Source organism: Pseudomonas sp. LBUM1669, from assembly GCF_059695705.1.
On record NZ_CP166784.1, the window covers coordinates 3001089 to 3022976 of the forward strand.

Genomic DNA, 21888 nt, shown 5'->3' on the forward strand with positions numbered 1-21888 from the left:
GGCATTGGTGACCAACCCAAAGCACTGTGGGAGCGAGCTTGCTCGCGAAGGGGGCATAACAGTCGACTTCTTAGTTGACTGTTGCACCGCCATCGCGAGCAGGCTCACTCCCACAGGGGATCTTCTTTGGCCACGGTGTTGTGGCCAGGAGGCTTGGTTAGTTGTCGTACCCGAGGTTAGGCGCCAGCCACCGTTCGGTCACGCTCAGTTCCTGGCCTTTACGGGACGTGTAGCTCTGCACCTGGTCCTTGTCGATCTTGCCCACTGCAAAGTATTGCGCCTGCGGGTGAGCGAAGTACCAGCCGCTGACCGCTGCTGCCGGGAACATAGCGTAGTGCTCGGTGAGGAACACGCCGCTGCGGCCGGCCTGCATCTCGCGGGCTTCGGGGTCGAGCAAGGCAAACAGGGTGCTTTTCTCGGTGTGATCAGGGCAGGCCGGGTAGCCCGGGGCAGGGCGGATGCCGGTGTATTGCTCTTTGATCAGCGCCTCGTTGTCGAGCGTCTCGTCCTTGGCGTAACCCCAGTGTTCCTTACGGACCTGTTGGTGCAGCCACTCGGCGCAGGCCTCGGCCAGTCTGTCGGCCAGTGCCTTGACCATGATCGAGTTGTAATCATCGCCAGCGTCTTGATAAGCCTTGGCCACTTCTTCGGCGCCGATCCCGGCGGTGGTGATGAAACCACCCACGTAATCGGTGATTTCGCAGTCCTTCGGCGCGACGAAGTCGGCGAGGGAGAAGTTCGGCTTGCCGTCGGTCTTGATGATCTGCTGACGCAAGTGATGCAGTTTGGCAATCGGCTTGCCGTCATCGCCGTAGACTTCGATGTCATCCTCGCGCACCTGGTTGGCCGGCCAGAAGCCAAACACCGCACGGGCGCTGATGAGTTTCTCGTCGATCAGTTTGGCGAGCATTTCCTGGGCATCGGCGTACAGCGAGGTGGCGGCTTCACCGACCACTTCATCAGTGAGGATGCGCGGGAACTTGCCGGCCAGGTCCCAGGAGATAAAGAACGGCGTCCAGTCGATGTATTCGGCCAGCACCTTCAAATCGATATTGTCCAGCACGCGGGAACCGGTAAACGTCGGTTTGACCGGCTCGTAAGTGCTCCAGTCGAACTGCGGCTTCTTGGCAATGGCGGCCGGGTAGCTCAGGCGTTCGGTGCGGGCGCTGCGGTTGGCAGTGCGCTCGCGAACATCGATGTACTCCAGGCGGGTCTTCTCGACGAACGCCGGCTTCAATTCCTTGGACAGCAACTGCGTCGCCACGCCCACGGCGCGGGAGGCGTCGGTGACGTAGATCACCGCATCATTGCTGTACTTCGGCTCGATCTTCACCGCCGTGTGCGCCTTGGAGGTGGTCGCGCCACCGATCATCAGCGGCAGATGGAAATCCTGACGCTGCATTTCGCGGGCCACGTGGACCATTTCATCCAGCGACGGTGTGATCAGACCGGACAGGCCGATGATGTCGCACTTCTGCTCCTTGGCCACTTGCAGGATTTTCTCCGCCGGGACCATCACGCCGAGGTCGACGATGTCGTAGCCGTTACAGCCCAGCACCACGCCGACGATGTTCTTGCCGATGTCGTGCACGTCGCCCTTCACCGTAGCCATCAGGATCTTGCCCTTGGCTTCCGGCTTGTCGCCTTTTTCCAGCTCGATGAACGGAATCAGGTGAGCGACAGCCTGTTTCATCACGCGGGCGGATTTCACCACCTGCGGCAGGAACATTTTGCCGGCACCGAACAGGTCGCCGACGATGTTCATGCCGGACATCAGCGGGCCTTCGATCACTTCGATCGGACGCGAGAACGACTGGCGCGATTCTTCGGTGTCTTCCACGATGTGCGTGGTGATGCCCTTGACCAGCGCATGCTCCAGACGCTTGTTGACGTCCCAGTTGCGCCACTCTTCGGTCTCGGCTTCCTTGACGCTGCCGTCGCCCTTGTACTTGTCGGCGATGGCGAGGAGGGCGTCAGTGCCGTTCGGCGTGCGGTTGAGCACCACGTCTTCCACGGCATCGCGCAGTTCCGCCGGGATCTGGTCGTAGATCTCCAGCTGCCCGGCGTTGACGATACCCATGGTCAGGCCGTTGCGGATCGCATACAGCAGGAACACCGAGTGGATCGCCTCACGCACCGGGTTGTTGCCGCGGAACGAGAACGACACGTTGGACACGCCACCCGAGGTCAGCGCGAATGGCAGTTCGTCGCGGATGTAGGCGCAGGCGTTGATGAAGTCCACAGCGTAGTTGTTGTGTTCTTCGATGCCGGTGGCCACGGCGAAGATGTTCGGGTCGAAGATGATGTCTTCCGGCGGGAAACCGACTTCGTTGACCAGAATGTCGTAGGAGCGTTTGCAGATCTCTTTCTTGCGCGCTTCAGTGTCGGCCTGGCCGGCTTCGTCAAACGCCATCACGACCACGGCGGCGCCATAGCGCTTGCACAGTTTGGCGTGGTGAATGAACTGCTCGACGCCTTCTTTCATGCTGATCGAGTTGACGATGCCCTTGCCCTGGATGCACTTGAGGCCGGCTTCGATCACTTCCCACTTCGAGGAGTCGATCATGATCGGCACACGGGAGATGTCGGGTTCACCGGCGATCAGATTGAGGAAGGTCACCATGGCCTTCTTCGAATCGAGCATCCCTTCGTCCATGTTGATGTCGATGATCTGGGCGCCCGCTTCAACCTGTTGCAGGGCCACTTCCAGCGCTTCGGTGTAGTTGTCTTCACGGATCAGACGGGCGAATTTGGCGGAACCGGTGATGTTGGTGCGCTCGCCAACGTTGACGAACAGCGAGCTGCGATCGATGGTGAACGGCTCCAGGCCCGAGAGGCGGCAAGCCTTCGGGATTTCCGGAATGACACGTGGCGCATAACCGGCCACGGCTTTGGCGATGGCTTCGATGTGGCCCGGCGTGGTGCCGCAGCAGCCGCCAACGATGTTGAGGAAACCGCTCTGGGCGAATTCTTCGATGACCTTGGCGGTTTCCGACGGCAGTTCGTCGTACTCGCCGAATTCGTTCGGCAGGCCGGCGTTCGGGTGCGCCGAAACGTGGGTGCCGGCCTTGTTCGACAGTTCTTCCAGGTACGGGCGCAATTCGCTGGCGCCGAGGGCACAGTTCAGGCCGACCGAGATCGGCTTGGCGTGGGCTACCGAGTTCCAGAATGCTTCGGTGGTCTGGCCGGACAGGGTACGGCCGGAGGCGTCGGTGATGGTGCCGGAAATCATGATCGGCAGTTCGATACCCAACTCTTCAAACACACCTTGTACGGCGAAGATCGCGGCTTTGGCGTTCAGCGTGTCGAAAATGGTTTCGATCAGGATCAGGTCGGCGCCGCCTTCGATCAGGCCTTTGGTGGCCTCGGTGTAGTTTTCCACCAATTCATCGAAGGTCACGTTGCGGTAGCCGGGGTTGTTCACGTCCGGCGACAGCGAGCAGGTGCGGCTGGTCGGCCCGATCACGCCAGCGACGAAGCGCGGCTTGTCCGGCGTTTCCAGGGTCTTGGCGTCGGCCACCTTGCGTGCCAGGCGTGCGCCTTCTACGTTTAACTCGTAGGCTAGGCCTTGCATGCCGTAATCGGCCAGGGAAACCTGAGTGGCGTTGAACGTGTTGGTTTCCAGAATGTCGGCGCCGGCATCCAGGTAGGCTTTCTCGATGGAGCCGATCACGTCCGGGCGCGTCAACACCAAGAGGTCGTTGTTACCTTTGACGTCACTTGGCCAGTCAGCGAAGCGTTTTCCGCGATAATCCTTCTCTTCGAGCTTGTAGCTCTGGATCATCGTGCCCATACCGCCATCGAGAATCAGAATGCGCTCTTTGAGGGCGTGCTTGAGAGCTTGAAGGCGAACACTGCGATCGGACATTGGGACTACTCGGAAAGACCATGACGAAGGGCCGGGATAATAGCAAACCTGTGCGCTTTTAGAGCATGTCCCGGATTTGCATGAATATCGCTCATGTTGGTGCGAGGGCCGGAACGGTAGAATCGCGGCGATTTTCAGGATCGGGACCAGGGACATGTCGTATCGCGTCATCACCAGCATTTTGATGCTGCTTATAAGCTGGGATGCCGTTGCGCAGGGTCCGGTGATTTCCTACACGCGTGACATTCAACCGATCTTCACCGAAAAGTGCGTGGCCTGCCATGCCTGCTACGACTCCGCCTGTCAGCTCAATCTGGGCAACGGTGAAGGGGTGGCGCGTGGCGCGACCCAAACTCCGGTCTACGACGGCGAACGCAGCCAGGCCGCGGCGCCGACCCGGTTGTTTTATGACGCCTTTGGCAAGCGTGCCTGGCAGCAGAAGGGCTTCTATTCGGTACTCGACGCCCAAGGCAGCCAGGCGGCATTGATGGCGCGAATGCTGGAGCTGGGTCACACAACCCCGATACAACCCAACGCCAAGTTGCCGGAAGACATCGTCCTGGGCCTGAACCGGGAAAACATGTGCGCCATGCCGGCGGAGTTCGACGGCTACGCCAGTACCCACCCGAAAGAAGGCATGCCGCTGGCGGTCACCGGCCTGACCGACCAGCAATACCAGACGCTCCAGCGCTGGCTGGCCTCTGGTGCGCCCATCGATGAGCAAGGCCTCGTCCCGAGCGCGAGGGAAGCCTTGCAGGTGGTGCAGTGGGAAAACCTGCTCAACGCCCCGGGCGCCCGGCAAAGTCTGGTCGGCCGCTGGTTGTTCGAGCATTGGTTTATCGCCCATATTTACTTCAAGGACGGTGAACCCGGGCATTTCTTCCAATGGGTGCGTTCGCGCACCCCGACCGGACAGCCGATCGACCTGATCGACACTCGCCGCCCGAATGACGATCCGGGCACCCGGATTTATTACCGTTTGTGGCCGGTGCAGGGCGTGATCGTGCACAAGACCCACATCACCTATCCGCTGAGCGCGGCGAAGATGGCGCGGATCAAAAGCCTTTTTTACAGCGGCAACTGGCAGGTCGATGCCTTGCCGGGATACGGACCAGAACGCCGGGCCAACCCGTTCAGCACGTTTGAAGCGATCCCGGCTCAGGCGCGTTATCAGTTCATGCTCGATAACGCCGAATACTTCGTCCGCACCTTCATTCGCGGCCCGGTCTGCCGTGGCCAGATCGCCACGGACGTGATTCGTGACAACTTCTGGGCGTTGTTCCAGGCGCCGGAACACGACCTCTACATCACCGACCCGAACTACCGCGGTCAAGCCACGCCGTTGTTGGCGATGCCGGGGCAAAACGACGACGTCGGCAGCGTCCTGGGCCTGTGGCATGACTACCGCGACAAGCGCAACGAGTACGAAGCGCTACGCCGGGACAATTACGCCGATCTGCCGGCGCCAAGCTGGTCGACCCTGTGGGCGGGCAACGACAACGCGCTGCTGAGTATCTTTCGGCATTTCGACAGCGCGTCGGTGAACAAGGGCCTGATCGGTGAAGTGCCGCAAACCATCTGGCTGTTCGACTATCCGCTGCTGGAACGCACGTATTATCAGTTGGTGGTCAACTTCGACGTGTTCGGCAACGTGTCTCACCAGGCCCAGACACGCCTGTACTTCGACCTGATCCGCAACGGCGCGGAGCAGAATTTCCTGCGCCTGATGCCGGCCAATTCGCGGGATGATTACCTCGATGATTGGTACCAGAACGGTGGCCAGTTCAAGATGTGGGCGGATTACGAGGCCATCGACAATGACAAGCCGACGGCCCTGAAACTGGATGAGAAGGACCCCAAGCGTGACTTCGCGACGCAACTGCTGGCCCGTTACGGCGAGCTCGATGCAAGGCCCGATCCGATCAACCGTTGCGATGGCGCGTACTGCTCGCGACCGAACATCGACCCGGCGTTGCAGAGCGCCGAGCAGGCGTTGAGTCGCTTGACTTCACGCCCTGCGGCCGGTTTGAGGGTCATCGATCAGTTGCCGGAAGCGACCATGCTGCGCATCGCGACGGCGAGCGGCAAGCGCGAGGTCTACAGCCTGCTGCGCAACCGGGCCCACAGCAATGTGGCCTTCCTGCTCGGTGAATCGCTGCGCTATCAGCCGGGGCTCGATACCTTGACGATTTTCCCGGGTGTGCTCAGCAGCTACCCGAACTTCATGTTCAATATTCCCGCCGACCAGGTGCCTGATTTTGTCGACGCGATGGAAAACGCCAAGGACGCGCACCGCTTCGAGAAAATCGTCGAACGCTGGGGCATTCGCCGCAGCCATCCGCAGTTCTGGTTTTACTTCCACGACCTGAGTCGCTACCTCCACGAAACCGAGCCGGTGGAAGAGGGCGTGCTGGACATGAACCGGTACGAGAATCTTTGATCGACCTTTGACTGCTGGCCGGTGTCGGACTCAATAGGCACCGCTATTCCCCTGTAGGAGCGAAGCTTGCTCGCGAAGGCAATCGACGGCCAACAATGATGTTGAATGTACCGGCCTCTTCGCGAGCAAGCTTCGCTCCTACAGGGATGTGTAGTGGTTTTGGGTTTGCGGTCGGGAGGAGCGCTGATGTTGATTTCAGTACAGGCACTGCGCGCCGTTGCGGCCTGGACGGTGGTCTGCCACCACTTCATGCAGATTTTCTTCGACTTCAAGGCCCGTGGCCCGGTGGGGCAGATGTTCATCGACAAGGGCGCGGTGGGCGTTGATATCTTCTTCGTCATCAGTGGCCTGGTGATCTTCCTGTCCACCGAAGGTAAATCGCTGCCGCCCGCGCGGTTTCTCTTGTACCGACTGTTTCGCATCGTGCCGGCGTACTGGCTGTACACGGTGCTGATGGCGCTGGTGGTCGTGTTCGCACAGCCTGTGTTGCCGGATCAGACGGTGGACTGGCCACATTTCCTGCTGTCGCTGTTGTTTATTCCTACGGAAAATCCCAGTGGCTACGGGATCTATCCGACCCTCAATGTCGGCTGGACGCTGAATTACGAAATGCTGTTCTACGTGCTGTTTGCCTGGGCATTGCTGTTCCGCTTGCAAGTTCGGCTGCTGATCGTCGCGGCGTTGCTGTTTGCGGTGTGCCAGGCGTGGACCGGATATGGCTGGATCAGCGAGTTCTACCGCTCGGACATTGTTTATGAGTTTCTGCTGGGGATCGCCATCGGCATGATCTACCGGCGCGGCTGGATCAAACCCGGTTTCTGGCTGCCCTTGCTGGGGATTGGCGGCGCGTTGCTGGCGATTTATAACCTGGCACCGCAGCCACGCTTCCTGGCCTGGGGCGTGCCCGGTGCGGTGTTGGTGATGGCGTGCATGGCGCTGGAACGCTTTTTCGAGAACACCCGTGTGTTCAAGGTGCTTGGCGATTGTTCCTACTCGGTTTACCTGATGCACGTGCTGGTGCTGTCTGTCGGCGGGTTTGTCGCACAGCGTTATGGGGTGAATCCCTACGTGATGTTCGCCTTTTGCGCGTTGACCATCGGCGTGGCTTCCTGGGCAAGTTACGAATATGTAGAAAAATGCAGCTATCGGTGGCTTAAAGAGCGGATCGACGGCGAATCGGCAAACAACGCTGTTCCGGCTCTTTCCCGACAAAAATACTAGGACTTTGTACGGCGCGATGATTGGCGTAAACTGCGCCCAAGCCTGCGAGGAGTTTCCATGACCGCTATTACCATCACCGACGCCGCCCACGATTATCTGGCTGATCTGCTCTCCAAGCAGAACACCCCGGGTATTGGCATCCGCGTCTTTATCACCCAGCCTGGCACCCAGTACGCCGAAACCTGCATTGCCTACTGCAAGCCGGGCGAAGAGAAACCTGAAGACACCGCGTTGGGGCTCAAAAGCTTCACCGCTTACATCGACTCATTCAGCGAAGCTTTCCTGGATGACGCGGTCGTCGACTACGCCACCGACCGCATGGGTGGCCAGCTGACGATCAAGGCGCCCAACGCCAAAGTCCCGATGGTCAACGCTGACAGTCCGGTCAACGAGCGCATCAACTACTACCTGCAAACTGAGATCAACCCGGGGCTGGCCAGCCACGGCGGCCAGGTCAGCCTGATCGATGTGGTCGAAGACGGCATCGCCGTACTGAAGTTCGGCGGTGGTTGCCAGGGCTGCGGCCAGGCCGACGTCACCCTTCGCGAAGGCATCGAGCGCACCTTGCTTGAGCGCATTCCCGAGCTCAAGGGTGTACGCGATGTGACGGACCATACGCAGAAAGAAAACGCCTACTACTGAGTAAGGTGTTCGCTGCAGACATAAAAAAACGGCGCCCCGTGAGCGCCGTTTTTTTATGGGTGATCGATAACCTGTGGCGACGTTTCGCTAAATCCCCTCGCCACAGGAAGCCCCCCTTATCACAGAGTTGTGCTTGGCTCAGGGCCTGTAGAGATGCGCATGCCCGGCGCGATACAGCGACGACTCGCTGAACTGATCACTGCCCAACACCCGACCCACCAGAATCAGCGCCGTGCGCCGAAAACCCTTCGCTGCAACCTTCCCGGCAATGTCTTCAATCGTTCCCACCACCCAATCCTGGTCCGGCCACGTCGCCCGGTGAATCACCGCGATCGGGCAGTCTGCGCCGTAATGCGGCAGCAACTCCGCCAGAATCTTCTCCAGATAATTGACCCCCAAATGAATCGCCATGGTCGCCCCGTGCTGGGCCAGGCTCCCCAGTTCTTCACCGGCCGGCATCACGGTTTTGTCGGCGTAGCGGGTCAGAATCACGCTTTGTGACACGTCCGGCAGGGTCAGTTCAGCCCCCAACAACGCTGCACACGCGGCAGTCGCCGTCACGCCCGGGATGATTTCAAATGGAATGTCGAATTCGCGCAAGTAGCGAATCTGCTCGCCAATCGCCCCGTAAAGACTCGGATCACCCGAATGCACCCGCGCCACGTCCTGGCCGTTGGCATGGGCAGTTTTGATCAGTTCGATGATCTGCTCCAGATGCAGTTCGGCACTGTTGACCACCTGCTCGGCGCAATGGCCTTCAAGCACGGCGGCGGGCACCAAAGAGCCGGCATAGATGATCACCGGGCAACTGCGGATCAGCCGTTGGCCTTTGACGGTGATCAGTTCCGGGTCGCCGGGACCTGCGCCAATGAAGTAGACGGTCATCGTCCGTTCCTTTGAATAAAGAGTCTGTCAGAAAAAGGGCTTGGGCAAGGCTTCAGATGAAGATTGCTCATGATCGAAGGCGGGGATTATCGGGGATCTTACGCAACGCAAGCCAACGCCAGGGTGGCCTGGGCATATTTTTGTCGCGGAATCAGCAGTTTCGCCGGTGCCTGGGCCAGTTGTTCGGCGAGGGCCAGGGCGGCACTTTCCGCCACGCCGTAGCAGCCAGTGCGTTCGAACGCGATGTCCGAATGATGGCTGAGTTGCGGTTTGTAACCTTCCAATTGCTCGCTGCTGAAATACATCAGCGGCAACGCGAGTTGTGCGGCGAGTTCGACCAGGCCAGGTTCATCGCGCTTCAGGTCGATACTGGCCAGGGCCTTGATCTGGTGAAGTCCGATTTTATGAGCCTGTAACGCCTGATCGAGTAACGCCCGCAGCGTACTGGCAGGGCAGCCGCGCTGGCAGCCCAGGCCGACGACTAAAGTCGGCGCTGTGCGAGTAACAATCATGCGTGGTATTGGCCATCGCTTTTGCGGCGAAACAACCAGGCGCTGATCAGGCCCAGGGCCAGCCAGAACGCGACGTTGGTCAGCTGCGATGCGATTTTGAACTGCGCTTCCAGCGCTTCCGGAGCGAGCATTGAGTGCACTTCCGGTTGCGGCGCGCCGATCACGTGCGGAACGGCGAGAATCGCCACGCCGAGGATCTTCATCAGCCAGTGACGACTGAACACGATCAGCGCGATGCCGACCGCCGTGGACGCGGCCGTGCCGATCCACCAGAGTTGCCGTTGGGCCAGATCAGCCGCGGCAGTGCCCGGCAGTTCAGGCGGCAGGCCGAGGGTCGGCGCCAGCACGAAGGTCGCGTAACCGGCCAGGCCCCAAAGCAAGCCTTGGGAGGTTTTGGTCGGTGCACGCAAGGTGTAGAGACCGGCGAGCATCAGGGCGAAACCGACGGCGACCACCAGGTTGCCGCCCGTGGTCGACAGCACACGCTGCCAGCCGTCTTCCGGCTCCCAGGCTTCGGCGTCGTGAGTGTGAGCGGCGACACCGGCGGCGTGTTCGTGAACTTCAACAGCGGCCGGCTCGGATTTTTCGTAGGTTTCGGCCTGCAGAATCAGCGGAGAGACCCAGAAACTTTGCAGCAGGGTCAGCAACAGGGCGGCCAGCAGCCCGCTGAAACCTGCGGTTTGCGCAATACGCTTGATCATGTCGGCAGGTCTCAATGGCACGGGAAGGCTGAGCTGTGACGGGTATCGTGCGCGGCATTGTGCACCGCTTCGATGTGCGAGAAACCGGCGAAATACACGAGGCACGCACCGAGGATCGACGCGCATACGGCGGTGGTCAGGCGTTGGCTCAGGGTCGTGGTGGTGCTGGCGGTGCTGTGGCCGGTGCTGCTGATGATCGACATGGCGCTTCCCTCTGGTCTGTCAGTGGGTGAATAGAGCGCATGGAAGCCCCCTGCGAGTCGGGCGCGCAGAGGTTCAAACAGCGCCCGCCCACCGCGGGTTTGTTATTCGGTGACGTAAAGGTCACTTTGTGTTGCGGGCCGGTCTCCGGGCTCACGAGGGGCCAAGGCTTGCGCCTGAACCTGCAAGCATCACCTTCCCATGCCGAACTGCTGGCACAGTGGATCTGACGCTTCGCTCGCTTACCGTTGCGGGGGCAGCACCGGACTGACATGGCTTTGAGTAAAGCACATGATTCACCGGTTTCCCGTTTCACCCTGTGAAGGGCACCCGTAACAAGGCGTGTAGGAGAGCATGGGCGGGGGTTTGGCGTCAATTGGCATGGGTTCTCATTTCGATGCCGAGGTGAATTCTTCGCGGGCAAGCCTCGCTCCTACAAAAGCACCGCCATCCTGTAGGAGCGAGGCTTGCCCGCGAAGGGGCCGGTGAGGGCACCACAAGACATTGACCCGCCCCCACACCATGCGTAGCCTTGCGCTTTCGAGGTTCTTCGGCATTTGCCGAAGCTAAGAAGGGAACGCGGTCGATGCCGCGGCTGCCCCCGCAACTGTGAACGGTGATGTTCGCTGCCACGCCACTGCAAACCCTGTTCAGCGGGTTCGCGGGAAGGCGCAGTGAATGCCAGGCCCACAAGCCCGGCACACCGTCAGCCAGGAGACCTGCCTCGACACAGATTCTCACTACAACCGGGCGGGGTGATCCGGTGGCGAACTCTTCCGCGCGCGCATCCGTCGCAGCGATTGTCGTCCCGTATGCCCGCCACCTTGCCAAAGGGCATCCGATGAAAACACTGGCCAAACTCCCCGTCACCATCGTTACCGGCTTCCTCGGCTCGGGTAAAACCACCTTGCTGCGGCACATGCTCGACAACGCGCAGGGCCGCCGCATCGCGGTGATCGTCAACGAGTTCGGCGAGCTGGGCATTGACGGCGAAATCCTCAAGCAGTGCTCCATCGGTTGCACCGAAGAAGAAGCCAACGGTCGCGTCTACGAACTGGCCAACGGTTGCCTGTGCTGCACCGTCCAGGAAGAATTCTTCCCGGTGATGCGCGAACTCGTCGCCCGTCGCGGCGACCTCGACCACATCCTGATCGAAACCTCGGGCCTGGCCCTGCCAAAGCCGCTGGTTCAAGCCTTCCAGTGGCCGGAAATCCGCAGCGCCTGCACCGTTGACGCGGTCATCACCGTGGTCGACAGCCCAGCCGTTGCCGCCGGCACTTTCGCGGCTTTCCCGGATCAGGTCGACGCCCAGCGCAAACTCGACCCGAACCTGGACCACGAATCGCCGCTGCACGAGCTGTTCGCCGACCAACTGGCCAGCGCCGACCTGGTGATCCTCAACAAGGCCGACCTGATCAGCCCGGAAGACCTGGCCCGTGTGCGCCTGGAAGTCGCCGAAGAACTGCCGCCAGCCGTCAAAGTCATCGAAGCCAGCAGCGGCCGCGTGCCACTGGATGTGTTGATCGGCCTCGGCGCCGGTTCCGAAGAACACATCGACAGCCGGCACAGCCATCACGATCACCACCATGAAGGCGAAGACGATCACGATCACGACGCCTTCGATTCCATCTCCATCGAACTGCCCCAAGCCGACGAAAGCCTGCTGCTGGACGCGCTGACCCAACTGGTGGTCCAGCACGGCATTCTGCGGGTCAAAGGTTTCGCGGCGATTCCGAACAAACCGATGCGCCTGCTGATTCAGGGCGTGGGCACGCGTTTCGACAAGCATTTCGACCGTCAGTGGGGCGCCGATGAAGCGCGCACCACGCGCCTGGTGCTGATCGGCCAGGAACTGGACGCCGCTTTGCTTGAAGCGCAATTGCGCGCCGCGCTCAGCGTTTAAGCCATGCACCTGCTCAGGACCCAGCCCGGCGGTTTCGTGTCGGATGACAACATTGCCGACCTTGGACAAACCCCTGCCGAGCTGGTGATCCTGTGCAGCGGCGATTCCAGCCTGGCGCTGCTTGCCGAAGCGGCGCAGCAACTGCCGGACGATTACCCGAGCGTGCGCCTGGCCAATCCGATGCAGGTGCAGAATCACGCATCGGTCGACCTGTATGTCGACGAAGTGCTGCGCCATGCCAAGGTGATTCTGATTTCGCTGCACGGCGGCATCGCCTATTGGCGTTACGGGGTCGAACGTCTGGTGGAGCTGTCCCAGCGCGGTGTGCAACTGATTCTGGTACCGGGGGATGACCGGCCGGACCCGGAACTCAGTGACCTGAGCACCGTGACCGCCGACGACCGCGACCGGCTCTGGCAGTTTTTGCGGCAGGGCGGCATGGCCAATGCCCTGGATTTTTTCCGCTGCCTGGCCAATCGCTGGCTGGATCGCGATTACGCCTGGGCCGAGCCGCAAACCTTGCCGCGCACGGCGATTTACCACCCGCATAAGAGCCCCGCTGACCTTCACGATTGGCAAGCCGATTGGCAGGCCGGTCAACCGGTGGCGGCGGTGCTGTTTTATCGCTCGCATTTACAGGCGGCGAACACCGCGTTCATCGATGTTTTCTGCCAGCGTTTGCAGGCGGCGGGTTTAAATCCGTTGCCGATTGCGCTGGCCAGTCTGAAAGAGCCCGGCTGCCTGACGGTGGTCGAGGACCTGCTGGACGAAGTCGAGGCGGGGGTGATCCTCAACACCACCGGTTTCGCTCAATCCAGCCCCGAAGCGCCGCATCTGCGGCCGTTTCGACGCAACATTCCGGTGATCCAGGCGATCTGCGCCCAGGACAACGAGCCGGGCTGGCTTGCCAGTGAACAGGGCCTCGGCCCGCGTGATCTGGCGATGCACATCGCGCTGCCGGAACTGGACGGACGGATCATCAGCCGGCCGATCAGCTTCAAGGACCTGGCGTGGCGCAGCGAGCGCAGTCAGTCGGACGTGGTGTGCTATCGGGCGCAACCCGAACGCATGGATTTCGTCGCCGAACTGGCGCGGCGCTGGATTGATCTGGCGCGAGTGCCGAACAGCGAAAAACGCATCGCGCTGATCCTCGCCAACTACCCGACCCGCGATGGGCGCATTGGCAATGGCGTGGGCCTCGATACCCCGGCCGCCGCGCTGAACATCCTGCGGGCGCTGCACACTGAAGGATATCCGTTGCCCGACGAGTTGCCGGACAGCGGCACTGCGTTGATTCAACAATTGCTCGGCGGTGTCAGCAACGACCTCGACACCATTGATCAGCGTCCCTGCGCGCAAAGTTTGGCAATGGACGACTATCGGCTGATGTTCAACCGATTGCCCGAAGCCAATCAGCAAGCGGTGCTGGAGCGCTGGGGCACGCCCGAAAGCGATCCGATGTGCCGTGACGGACGCATGATGATCGCCGGGTTGCGCTTTGGCCTGACCTTCGTCGGCATTCAGCCGGCGCGGGGGTATCAGGTCGATCCGAGCGCGGTGTATCACGACCCGGACCTGGTGCCACCTCACGGCTACCTGGCGTTCTACTTCTGGCTGCGCAACACCTATGGCGCCCACGGCGTCATCCACGTCGGCAAGCACGGCAACCTCGAATGGCTGCCGGGCAAGGGCGTCGGGCTGTCAGAAAATTGCTGGCCGGACGCGCTGCTCGGGCCGCTGCCGAACATCTATCCGTTTATCGTCAACGACCCGGGCGAGGGCGCCCAGGCCAAGCGTCGCACGCAAGCGGTGATCATCGACCACCTGATGCCGCCGCTGACCCGCGCCGAAACCTACGGCCCGTTGCGCAACCTTGAGTTGCTGGCGGACGAGTATTACGAAGCACAGTTGCTCGATCCGCGACGTGCCCGTGAATTGCAGCGCGACATCCTGCAACTGGTGCGCGAGACGCACATCGACCGTGAACTGCAACTGGACGACAAGCTCAACAGCGACGCCGATGCGGCGATCTGGTTGCCGCGCCTGGACACCTATCTGTGCGACTTGAAAGAGTCGCAGATCCGCGATGGCCTGCACATTTTTGGCGAGTCGCCGACCGGCCGCTTGCGCATCGACACGTTGTTGGCCTTGTTGCGCATTCCCCGTGGCGACGGTCGCGGGGCGCAATCCAGCCTGCTGCGGGCGTTGGCCAAGGCGTTCGAACTGGGGTTTGATCCGCTGGATTGTGCGCTGGCCGAGCCGTGGATCGGGCCGCGTCCTGTGGAACTGCAATCGCTTAACGATGAGGCCTGGCGCACGGCGGGCGATACCCGCGAGCGTCTGGAACTGTTCGCCGCTCAACTCATCGCGCAAACTCTGAATACCGACGCCGAACCCCGTGGGAACGAGGCTCTGTGGCGAGGGAGCTTGCTCCCGTTGGTTCGCGAAGCGGACCCAGAAAATGGGACTGCTGCGCAGTCCAGCGGGATGATGCGGCATTCCGACAAGCTCCCTCGCCACAAATGTCTGTTCCCACAGGAGGCACGTTGGTCTGAAGTGAGCGCCATCCTCGACAGCCTGTGCGAAGTCGTCGCCCCGCGTCTGGACGCCTGCGGTCCGGCAGAAATGCGCGGTCTGCTCGATGCCTTGAGCGGCCGCTTCGTCCCGGCCGGCCCCAGCGGCGCGCCGAGTCGCGGTCGTCTGGACGTGCTGCCGACCGGGCGAAATTTTTACTCGGTGGACGTGCGCAACCTGCCGACCACCACGGCGTGGCGCATCGGTTTCCAGTCGGCCAATCTGATTCTCGAACGGCATCTGCAAGACCATGGCGATCATCTGCGCCAGCTCGGCCTGTCCGTCTGGGGCACCGCGACCATGCGCACCGGCGGCGACGACATTGCCCAGGCCATGGCGTTGATGGGTGTGCGTCCGGTCTGGGCCACTGGCAGTCAGCGGGTCGATGACTTTGAAATCCTGCCGCTGAGCTTGCTCGACCGTCCGCGTGTGGATGTGACCTTGCGCGTGTCCGGATTCTTCCGCGATGCCTTCGCCAATCTGATCCGCCTGTTCGACGCCGCCGTGCAAGCGGTCGCCGCGCTGGACGAACCGGACGACCTCAACCCGCTGGCCGCCAAAGTGCGCGCCGAACGTGAAGCGCTGATGCAATCGGGCCTTGATGAAGACGCGGCCAGGCGTCAGGCCGGTTGGCGCATCTTCGGTGCCAAACCCGGTGCTTATGGTGCCGGCGTGCAGGGCGCCATCGACGGTCGTCTGTGGCAAAGCCGCGAAGATCTGGCCGAGGTTTACCTGAACTGGGGCGGCTACGCTTACGGCGGGTCCGATGAAGGCACCGCCGCCCGCGAACAATTCGCCCAGCGCCTGAGCCAGGTTCAGGCGGTGCTGCAAAACCAGGACAATCGCGAGCATGACCTGCTCGATTCCAATGACTATTACCAATTCCAGGGCGGCATGCTCGCCGCCGTGGAAAGCCTCAGTGGCGAAGCGGCGGCCAGTTACCACGGCGACCACAGTCAGCCGGACGTGCCTAAGATCCGTACCTTGAAGGAAGAGCTGAACCGGGTGATCCGCTCCCGGGCGGCCAACCCGAAGTGGATCGACGGAGTGAAGCGTCACGGCTATAAAGGCGCGTTCGAATTGGCTGCGACGGTCGATAACCTGTTCGCATTCGACGCCACGACGCAGCTGATCGACGATCATCAATATGCGTTGTTGGCGGATGCGTATTTGCTCGATCCGGCAACCCGGGATTTTGTGCGTGAGCATAATCCGCATGCGCTGCGCGACATGACCGAGCGCATGCTCGAAGCGCAGCAGCGGGGGATGTGGCAGGAACCGGGCGCGTATCGTGAGGCGCTGGAAAACCTATTGCTGGATATAGAAGAAGACAGCTGAAATGGACCTGTGGCGAGGGAGCTTGCTCCCGCTGGGCTGCGCAGCAGCCCAAAAACCTGAATGCACATTTTGTCAGGCATACCTTAGTGTCAGTATCTACGGCTGCTTCGCAGCCGAACGGGAGCAAGCTCCCTCGCCACAGGTTTTGAGTGTGTTCTTGAGATCGCTGTTACGGACCATGACCGAGTATTGAAAATGACCGACACCCCACATTTCCCGCTCTCCGCCGTGGTCGGCGCCGACGATCTGAAGCTCGCGCTCTACTTGACCGCTATCGATCCCAAGATCGGTGGAGTGCTGATCGAAGGCCCGCGCGGCATGGCCAAGTCGACCCTCGCCCGAGGCCTGGCGGACTTGCTGGCCAGCGGTCAATTCGTCACCTTGCCCCTCGGCGCCACCGAAGAACGGCTGGTCGGCACCCTCGATCTCGACGCCGCCCTGAGCGAAGGCCGCGCGCAATTTTCCCCCGGCGTATTGGCCAAGGCCGACGGCGGTGTGCTGTACGTCGATGAAGTCAATCTGCTGCCCGATCACCTCGTTGACCTGTTGCTCGACGTGGCCGCCAGTGGCACCAACCTGATCGAGCGCGACGGCATTTCCCATCGGCATTCGGCGAAGTTCGTACTGATCGGCACCATGAACCCGGAAGAGGGCGAGCTGCGTCCGCAACTGCTCGACCGTTTTGGCCTGAACGTCGCCCTCAGTGGTCACACCGTACCGGCCGAACGTGGCCAGATCATTCGCCGGCGCCTGGATTTCGACAGCGATCCCCAGGGTTTCTGCGTCGAGTGGGAAAGCCAGCAGCAGTCCCTGCGTGAACGTTGCCAGAAAGCGCGCGGCGCATTGGCGAGCATCCCCCTGGATGATGAAGCACTGGCGCAGATTACCGAGCGCTGTTTTGCTGCCGGGGTCGATGGCCTGCGCGCCGATCTGGTCTGGTTGCGCGCGGCCCGTGCCCACGCTGCATGGCGAGGGGCGAGCGCCATCGGTGAGGAAGACATCGACGCCGTCGCCGAGTTTGCCCTGCGTCATCGTCGTCGCGAGCAATCGCCACCAGCGCCGCAACACAATCAGTCGCCCTCGGCGCAATCTTCCAACCCAAGCGAAGGCCAGGGCCAATGGGGCGAAATGCCCGCTCAGGCGCTGCCGGTCGGCGCCCGCCGTGAAGTGCCGAGCTGGCCAAAAAAGCCGTAGGCATTCGCCCTCGATCTGACGCGGGGGCGGATGCCAGAACCCGCGCAGGCCGGCTGGCTAACGGTAAACAGGGCAAGCGCCACGCCGCACGCAGTGGCTCGATCAACTGGCCCGGCACTTTGCTCAACGGCCGACCTCGTCAGTACAAAGATGTCCTGTTCCACCTGCGCACGCGTTCCTCGCATGAACTGTGGCTGGTGATCGTCGACGCATCGGCCTCGACCCGCCGTCATCAGGCGTTGAGCGATGCCAAGGGTTTGCTCGCGCAGGTGTTCGACGATGCGTATCGCCAACGCGCTCGCCTGGCCTTGCTGACTGCCAGCGGCAATGTGCCGAAGTGGCAGGTGCAAGGCTTGAAGGCTTCGGCGGGGCTGCGCGACTGGCTTGATGGCCTGGGCGCGGGCGGCGGTACGCCGCTGCTGGCGGCGCTGGGCGAAGCGGGGCGTTGGCTGGCGGCCCGGCAAAAACGCTTTCCCGCGGAACGGCAAAGGCTGTTGCTGCTGACCGATGGGCGATTGAAGGAATGGCCGGGGTTACCGGTGCTGGATTGCCCGGGGTTATTGATTGATATCGAGCGCGGGCCGATTCGGCTAGGTCGGGCCAGACAGATGGCGGCAGCGCTGCAAGCGGATTATCGGCACATTGATGAGCTGATTTCAGGCTAAGGGCTATGTTGTTTGCAAGGCCCCCATCGCGAGCAGGCTCGCTCCCACATTGAGTCTCCTTGGGTTCACAAAACCCCTGTGGGAGCGAGCCTGCTCGCGATGGCATCACCTCGATTCCGGATAATCATGCAATTCGAGATCGCTGCCCTATGCTCTGAGAGCCATTCGATCAAAGGAATGAATCATGCGCGTACTTGCCGTTAACCCTCAGAACGATTTCCGCGTCAAAGCCTACGCCGGCACCAATGGTGTGCTGTTGGCCATGGATGTGGCTGAACCCCGTCGCATAGGCTTGCTGGGTTTTGCCATCGAAAAGCAGCAGGGCAACAAACCCTGGCAGTTTTTGTTCAACAGCCTGACGTTCCCGGGCAAGTCCCATACCTTTCCGCAATTCCACGCCACCCCGAGCAATATCGCGCCGTTGCAGAAATTCCGCTGGGCCGATTACGCGGTCAATCCGGGGCTGACGATTCAATACCGGGTCTATCTGGCTTACGGCAGCGCCGATGCGCCGCAACTGGGTGAGTTCCTGGAGGTGACGGTCACTTCCGACGACGGCCACCCTGGCAACCAAAGTGTCAATTTCAACCGCGCAGTGGCCGCCAGCCAGGCGTTCCAGCGCAAGTTTCCCGAACTCGACGCGCTCCTCAGCGGCAAAGACAGATTGCCCATCGAAGCCTGGCCCGATGCCCCGCGCCAATGGCTGGAGAATGGACTGCTCGGCCGCTTGCTGGGTTTTATCGAACGTGCCGTCGGCAGCGAGTGGGCACTGGATGTCGCCATCTACGAGTATCAGTTGCCGGTGATTGTCGAGGCGGTGAACGCGGCGCAGGCGCGCGGCGTGCACGTTCGTGTTCTGTATCACGCGCAACCGGGTGAAGACACCACCGCCATGAACGAGGCCAGCCTGGAAAAGATCCCGGCGGCAAACAAGCGCGGGCGCGTCACCCACAGCATTTTCCACAACAAGTTCATGGTCCTGAGCCGGCTCGATGCAGCGGGTCTGCGTCAGCCTGAAGCGGTGCTCTGCGGCAGCACCAACTTCACCCCCAACGGCATTTACCGTCAGGCCAACGTGGTGCATGTGCTGGACGATGCTCAGGTCGGTGCCCGTTATCTGCAAACGTTCGAGCAGGTCTGGAGCACTCCAGAGGATGTCGGTGCTACGCGGCAGTGGATTACCGAACACAACCCGATGGACCCGACCCAACCTTTGTTCGCCGGATTCTCACCGCGCTCGGGTCAGGACGACCTGCATGAGTTCGTCGACATCATCAATGCGGCAAAAAAAGACCTGCTGTTCGTCACCGCGTTCACCTTGCCCGATGCCATCCTCAACGCGTTGCTCGGCCAGCCCCACGACGACATCTTGCGCTACGGCCTGCAAAACTCCGCGAGCAAAATCACCGGGTTTCATGCCGACCGCAGCGCCGAATTCACCACGGTGGCGCTGCTCAATACCGGCCTGGAAGGTTGGCTCATGGAAAGCAAGGAAGGCCAGAAAGGCAACCTGCTGGTGCACACCAAAGCCATCGTCACGGATTTCACCAGCGATACGCCAACGATCATCAGCGGCAGTCATAACCTCAGTGCGGCGGCCAGTAACAGCAATGACGAAAACTACCTGATCATCCGCGGCGATACCGATTTGGCCGATCGTTATGGTCTGGAATTGCTGCGGTTTTATGAGCATTACCGGTTTCGCTATTACGCGAAAAAACTGGCGCTCAAGCAGGTCCAGCCGTTGGCGGCGGATGACAGCTGGACCGGTGATTATTATGTCGAGGGGAATTTGCGGATGCTGTCGAGATTGCATTTTTCCGGGCAGTAAATCACTGACTTCACTGGCCCCATCGCGAGCAAGCTCGCTCCCACAGGATTTTGTGAACGCCAGAGATCCAGTGTGGGAGCGGGCTTGCTCGCGAAAGGGGCGACTCGGTTCAGGCGCGTCAGCGAAACCAATTCGTGCGCGCTAACTCAATCACCTCATCCCCACGCCCACTCATCACCGCTTTAAGCATGTACAGACTGAACCCTTTGGCCTGTTCCAGCTTGATCGTCGGGGGCATCGCCAGTTCCTGAGTCGCGGTCACCACGTCCACCAGCACGGGTCCGTCATGCGCCAGCGCGTGGCGCAAGGCCGGTTCCAGCGCCTCGGATTCTTCGACACGAATCCCCAGGATACCCATGGCATTGGCCATCGCCGCGAAGTCCGGATTGTGCAGGTCGGTGCCGGTATCCAGCAGCCCGCTGGATTTCATTTCCATCGCCACGAACCCGAGCGAGGCATTGTCGTAGACGATGATTTTTACCGGCAGTTTCAGTTGCGCCAGCGAGATGAAATCCCCCATCAGCATGCTGAAACCACCATCGCCGGACAGCGAAATCACCTGCCGACCGGGAAAAGCCGCTTGCGCGCCAATGGCCTGGGGCATCGCGTTCGCCATGGAGCCGTGATTGAACGAGCCGAGCAGTCGGCGCAGGCCATTCATTTTCAGATAACGCGCGGCCCAGACCGTCGGAGTGCCCACGTCGGCGGTAAAGATTGCATCGTCATCGGCCAGCTCACTGAGCAGGCGAGTGAGGTACTGCGGATGAATCGGTCGGCCCGACGCCGACGGTTGAGCCAGGTCATCCAGCCCTTGGCGGGCCTTTTGATAGTGCTTGAGGGATGACTCGAGAAAGCTCCGGTCGCCACGATAAGGCAGGCGCGGCAGCAACGCGGCGAGGGTTTCGCCGACGTCGGCGGTGATGCCCAAATCCAGCGTGGCGCGCCGCCCGAGGGCTTGCGGGTCATGGTCGATCTGAATGACGGTGGCGTCGGTTGGGTAGAACTGCCGATAGGGAAAGTCAGTCCCGAGCATCACCAGCGTGTCGCAGTTGAGCATCGCATGATAACCAGAGCTGAAACCGATCAGCCCGGTCATACCGACGTCGAACGGATTGTCCCACTCCACGTGCTCCTTGCCGCGCAACGCATGCACCACTGGCGCACCGAGCGCGTCGGCCAACGCCACCACCTGATCGTGAGCCCCCGCGCAGCCGGCGCCGCACATCAACGTTACAGCTTTGCTTTGATTGAGCAATTCGACCAGCCGATCCAGGTCGTGAGGCGCGGGGAGGGTGCGAGGTTTCGACAGCGCCGGCCAGGGCTTGAGGTTGTCTTCGACTTCCTGCAGCGCCACATCGCCTGGAATCACCACCACTGCGACACCGCGATTGAGGATTGCACTTCGCATCGCCCGATGCAGCACCTGTGGCATCTGCGCCGGGTTGCTGACCAGCTCGATGAAGTGGCTGCATTCCTTGAACAGTTCCTGGGGGTGGGTCTCCTGAAAGTAATTGAGGCCCACTTCCGAGGACGGAATCTGCGCGGCGATGGCCAACACGGGTACATGGTTTTTGTGGCAGTCAAAGAGCCCGTTGATCAAGTGCAGATTGCCGGGACCACAGCTGCCAGCGCACACCGCCAGTCCCCCGGTGACCGCCGCTTCGGCACCCGCAGCGAACGCCGCAACTTCCTCGTGACGCACGTGCATCCACTCGATGCTGTCCATGGTCCGCAGGGCTTCGGTCAGGCCGTTCAGGCTGTCGCCCGTCAAGCCCCAGATGCGTTTCACGCCGGCCTGTTCAAGGGTGGTTGCCAGTTGCCGGGCAAGGGTGATTTTCGCCATGGGGTGCTCCAGTGATCAATGAATTGTCCTCGGGGGTTAAAAGAGGACAACGCTGCGGCAACCATGACTC

General features: G+C 61.3%; 14 protein-coding genes and 2 riboswitches. Of the genes, 8 read left to right on the forward strand and 6 right to left on the reverse strand.

All coding sequences use genetic code 11. The features are described 5' to 3' along the window. Positions 1-157: 157 nt before the first annotated feature. Positions 158-3868: a methionine synthase gene (gene metH / locus ACA051_RS14075; RefSeq protein ID WP_497375303.1), complete on the reverse strand. Its 3711-nt coding sequence runs from the start codon at positions 3866-3868 to the stop codon at positions 158-160. Positions 3869-4022: 154 nt separating this feature from the next. On the opposite strand from metH, the gene ACA051_RS14080 reads away from it, so the two are divergent. The 3 genes from ACA051_RS14080 to nfuA all read left to right on the forward strand — a co-directional run bounded on the left by ACA051_RS14080 (position 4023) and on the right by nfuA (position 8171). Continuing rightward, positions 4023-6308: a fatty acid cis/trans isomerase gene (locus ACA051_RS14080; protein WP_497375305.1), complete on the forward strand. Its 2286-nt coding sequence runs from the start codon at positions 4023-4025 to the stop codon at positions 6306-6308. 186 nt (positions 6309-6494) lie between these two features. Further along, positions 6495-7529 carry an acyltransferase family protein gene (locus ACA051_RS14085; RefSeq protein WP_497310346.1) on the forward strand — a complete coding sequence of 345 codons (1035 nt, stop codon included), beginning with the start codon at positions 6495-6497 and terminating at the stop codon, positions 7527-7529. A 57-nt stretch (positions 7530-7586) separates the two neighbouring features. After that, complete coding sequence (gene nfuA, locus ACA051_RS14090; protein ID WP_007898222.1) at positions 7587-8171, forward strand: Fe-S biogenesis protein NfuA; 585 nt, start codon at positions 7587-7589, stop codon at positions 8169-8171. A 138-nt stretch (positions 8172-8309) separates the two neighbouring features. Here nfuA and cobM read toward each other — a convergent pair whose 3' ends face one another. The 4 genes from cobM to ACA051_RS14110 all read right to left on the reverse strand — a co-directional run bounded on the left by cobM (position 8310) and on the right by ACA051_RS14110 (position 10472). Further along, positions 8310-9056 carry a precorrin-4 C(11)-methyltransferase gene (gene cobM / locus ACA051_RS14095; protein WP_497375307.1) on the reverse strand — a complete coding sequence of 249 codons (747 nt, stop codon included), beginning with the start codon at positions 9054-9056 and terminating at the stop codon, positions 8310-8312. A gap of 98 nt (positions 9057-9154) precedes the next feature. Next, entirely contained in the window at positions 9155-9568 is a 414-nt protein-coding gene (locus ACA051_RS14100) for a cobalamin biosynthesis protein (RefSeq protein WP_497375309.1), read from the reverse strand. Continuing rightward, complete coding sequence (locus tag ACA051_RS14105; RefSeq protein WP_497375311.1) at positions 9565-10269, reverse strand: CbtA family protein; 705 nt, start codon at positions 10267-10269, stop codon at positions 9565-9567. Before ACA051_RS14105 ends, ACA051_RS14100 begins: the two co-directional genes overlap by 4 nt. Before the next feature lie 11 nt (positions 10270-10280). Next, on the reverse strand, positions 10281-10472 hold the full coding sequence (locus tag ACA051_RS14110) for a CbtB domain-containing protein (protein ID WP_497310350.1): 192 nt from the start codon (positions 10470-10472) through the stop codon (positions 10281-10283). A gap of 119 nt (positions 10473-10591) precedes the next feature. Beyond that, positions 10592-10819, reverse strand: a riboswitch (cobalamin riboswitch). 177 nt (positions 10820-10996) lie between these two features. Beyond that, positions 10997-11211: riboswitch (cobalamin riboswitch) on the forward strand. A gap of 100 nt (positions 11212-11311) precedes the next feature. On the opposite strand from ACA051_RS14110, the gene cobW reads away from it, so the two are divergent. From cobW to ACA051_RS14135, 5 genes are all read left to right on the forward strand, one after another. Then, on the forward strand, positions 11312-12373 hold the full coding sequence (cobW, locus tag ACA051_RS14115; protein WP_438658071.1) for a cobalamin biosynthesis protein CobW: 1062 nt from the start codon (positions 11312-11314) through the stop codon (positions 12371-12373). A 3-nt stretch (positions 12374-12376) separates the two neighbouring features. Next, entirely contained in the window at positions 12377-16285 is a 3909-nt protein-coding gene (cobN, locus tag ACA051_RS14120; protein ID WP_497375313.1) for a cobaltochelatase subunit CobN, read from the forward strand. A gap of 195 nt (positions 16286-16480) precedes the next feature. After that, positions 16481-17479, forward strand: coding sequence for a magnesium chelatase ATPase subunit I (locus tag ACA051_RS14125; protein WP_497375315.1), 999 nt, complete (start codon positions 16481-16483; stop codon positions 17477-17479). Between the two features lie 119 nt (positions 17480-17598). Further along, positions 17599-18144: a vWA domain-containing protein gene (locus ACA051_RS14130; RefSeq protein ID WP_497375317.1), complete on the forward strand. Its 546-nt coding sequence runs from the start codon at positions 17599-17601 to the stop codon at positions 18142-18144. A 184-nt stretch (positions 18145-18328) separates the two neighbouring features. Beyond that, a complete protein-coding gene (locus ACA051_RS14135; RefSeq protein WP_497375319.1) occupies positions 18329-19975 on the forward strand; it encodes a phospholipase D-like domain-containing protein in 1647 nt (548 codons plus the stop codon). A gap of 118 nt (positions 19976-20093) precedes the next feature. Here ACA051_RS14135 and poxB read toward each other — a convergent pair whose 3' ends face one another. After that, on the reverse strand, positions 20094-21818 hold the full coding sequence (poxB, locus tag ACA051_RS14140; RefSeq protein WP_497375321.1) for a ubiquinone-dependent pyruvate dehydrogenase: 1725 nt from the start codon (positions 21816-21818) through the stop codon (positions 20094-20096). Positions 21819-21888 lie beyond the last annotated feature (70 nt).

Coding starts and splice junctions, on each gene's coding strand:
- metH (WP_497375303.1), bottom strand. CDS start 3,868: ATGTCCGATCGCAGTGTTCGCCTTCAAGCTCTCAAGCACGCCCTCAAA.
- ACA051_RS14080 (WP_497375305.1), top strand. CDS start 4,023: ATGTCGTATCGCGTCATCACCAGCATTTTGATGCTGCTTATAAGCTGG.
- ACA051_RS14085 (WP_497310346.1), top strand. CDS start 6,495: ATGTTGATTTCAGTACAGGCACTGCGCGCCGTTGCGGCCTGGACGGTG.
- nfuA (WP_007898222.1), top strand. CDS start 7,587: ATGACCGCTATTACCATCACCGACGCCGCCCACGATTATCTGGCTGAT.
- cobM (WP_497375307.1), bottom strand. CDS start 9,056: ATGACCGTCTACTTCATTGGCGCAGGTCCCGGCGACCCGGAACTGATC.
- ACA051_RS14100 (WP_497375309.1), bottom strand. CDS start 9,568: ATGATTGTTACTCGCACAGCGCCGACTTTAGTCGTCGGCCTGGGCTGC.
- ACA051_RS14105 (WP_497375311.1), bottom strand. CDS start 10,269: ATGATCAAGCGTATTGCGCAAACCGCAGGTTTCAGCGGGCTGCTGGCC.
- ACA051_RS14110 (WP_497310350.1), bottom strand. CDS start 10,472: ATGTCGATCATCAGCAGCACCGGCCACAGCACCGCCAGCACCACCACG.
- cobW (WP_438658071.1), top strand. CDS start 11,312: ATGAAAACACTGGCCAAACTCCCCGTCACCATCGTTACCGGCTTCCTC.
- cobN (WP_497375313.1), top strand. CDS start 12,377: ATGCACCTGCTCAGGACCCAGCCCGGCGGTTTCGTGTCGGATGACAAC.
- ACA051_RS14125 (WP_497375315.1), top strand. CDS start 16,481: ATGACCGACACCCCACATTTCCCGCTCTCCGCCGTGGTCGGCGCCGAC.
- ACA051_RS14135 (WP_497375319.1), top strand. CDS start 18,329: ATGCGCGTACTTGCCGTTAACCCTCAGAACGATTTCCGCGTCAAAGCC.
- poxB (WP_497375321.1), bottom strand. CDS start 21,818: ATGGCGAAAATCACCCTTGCCCGGCAACTGGCAACCACCCTTGAACAG.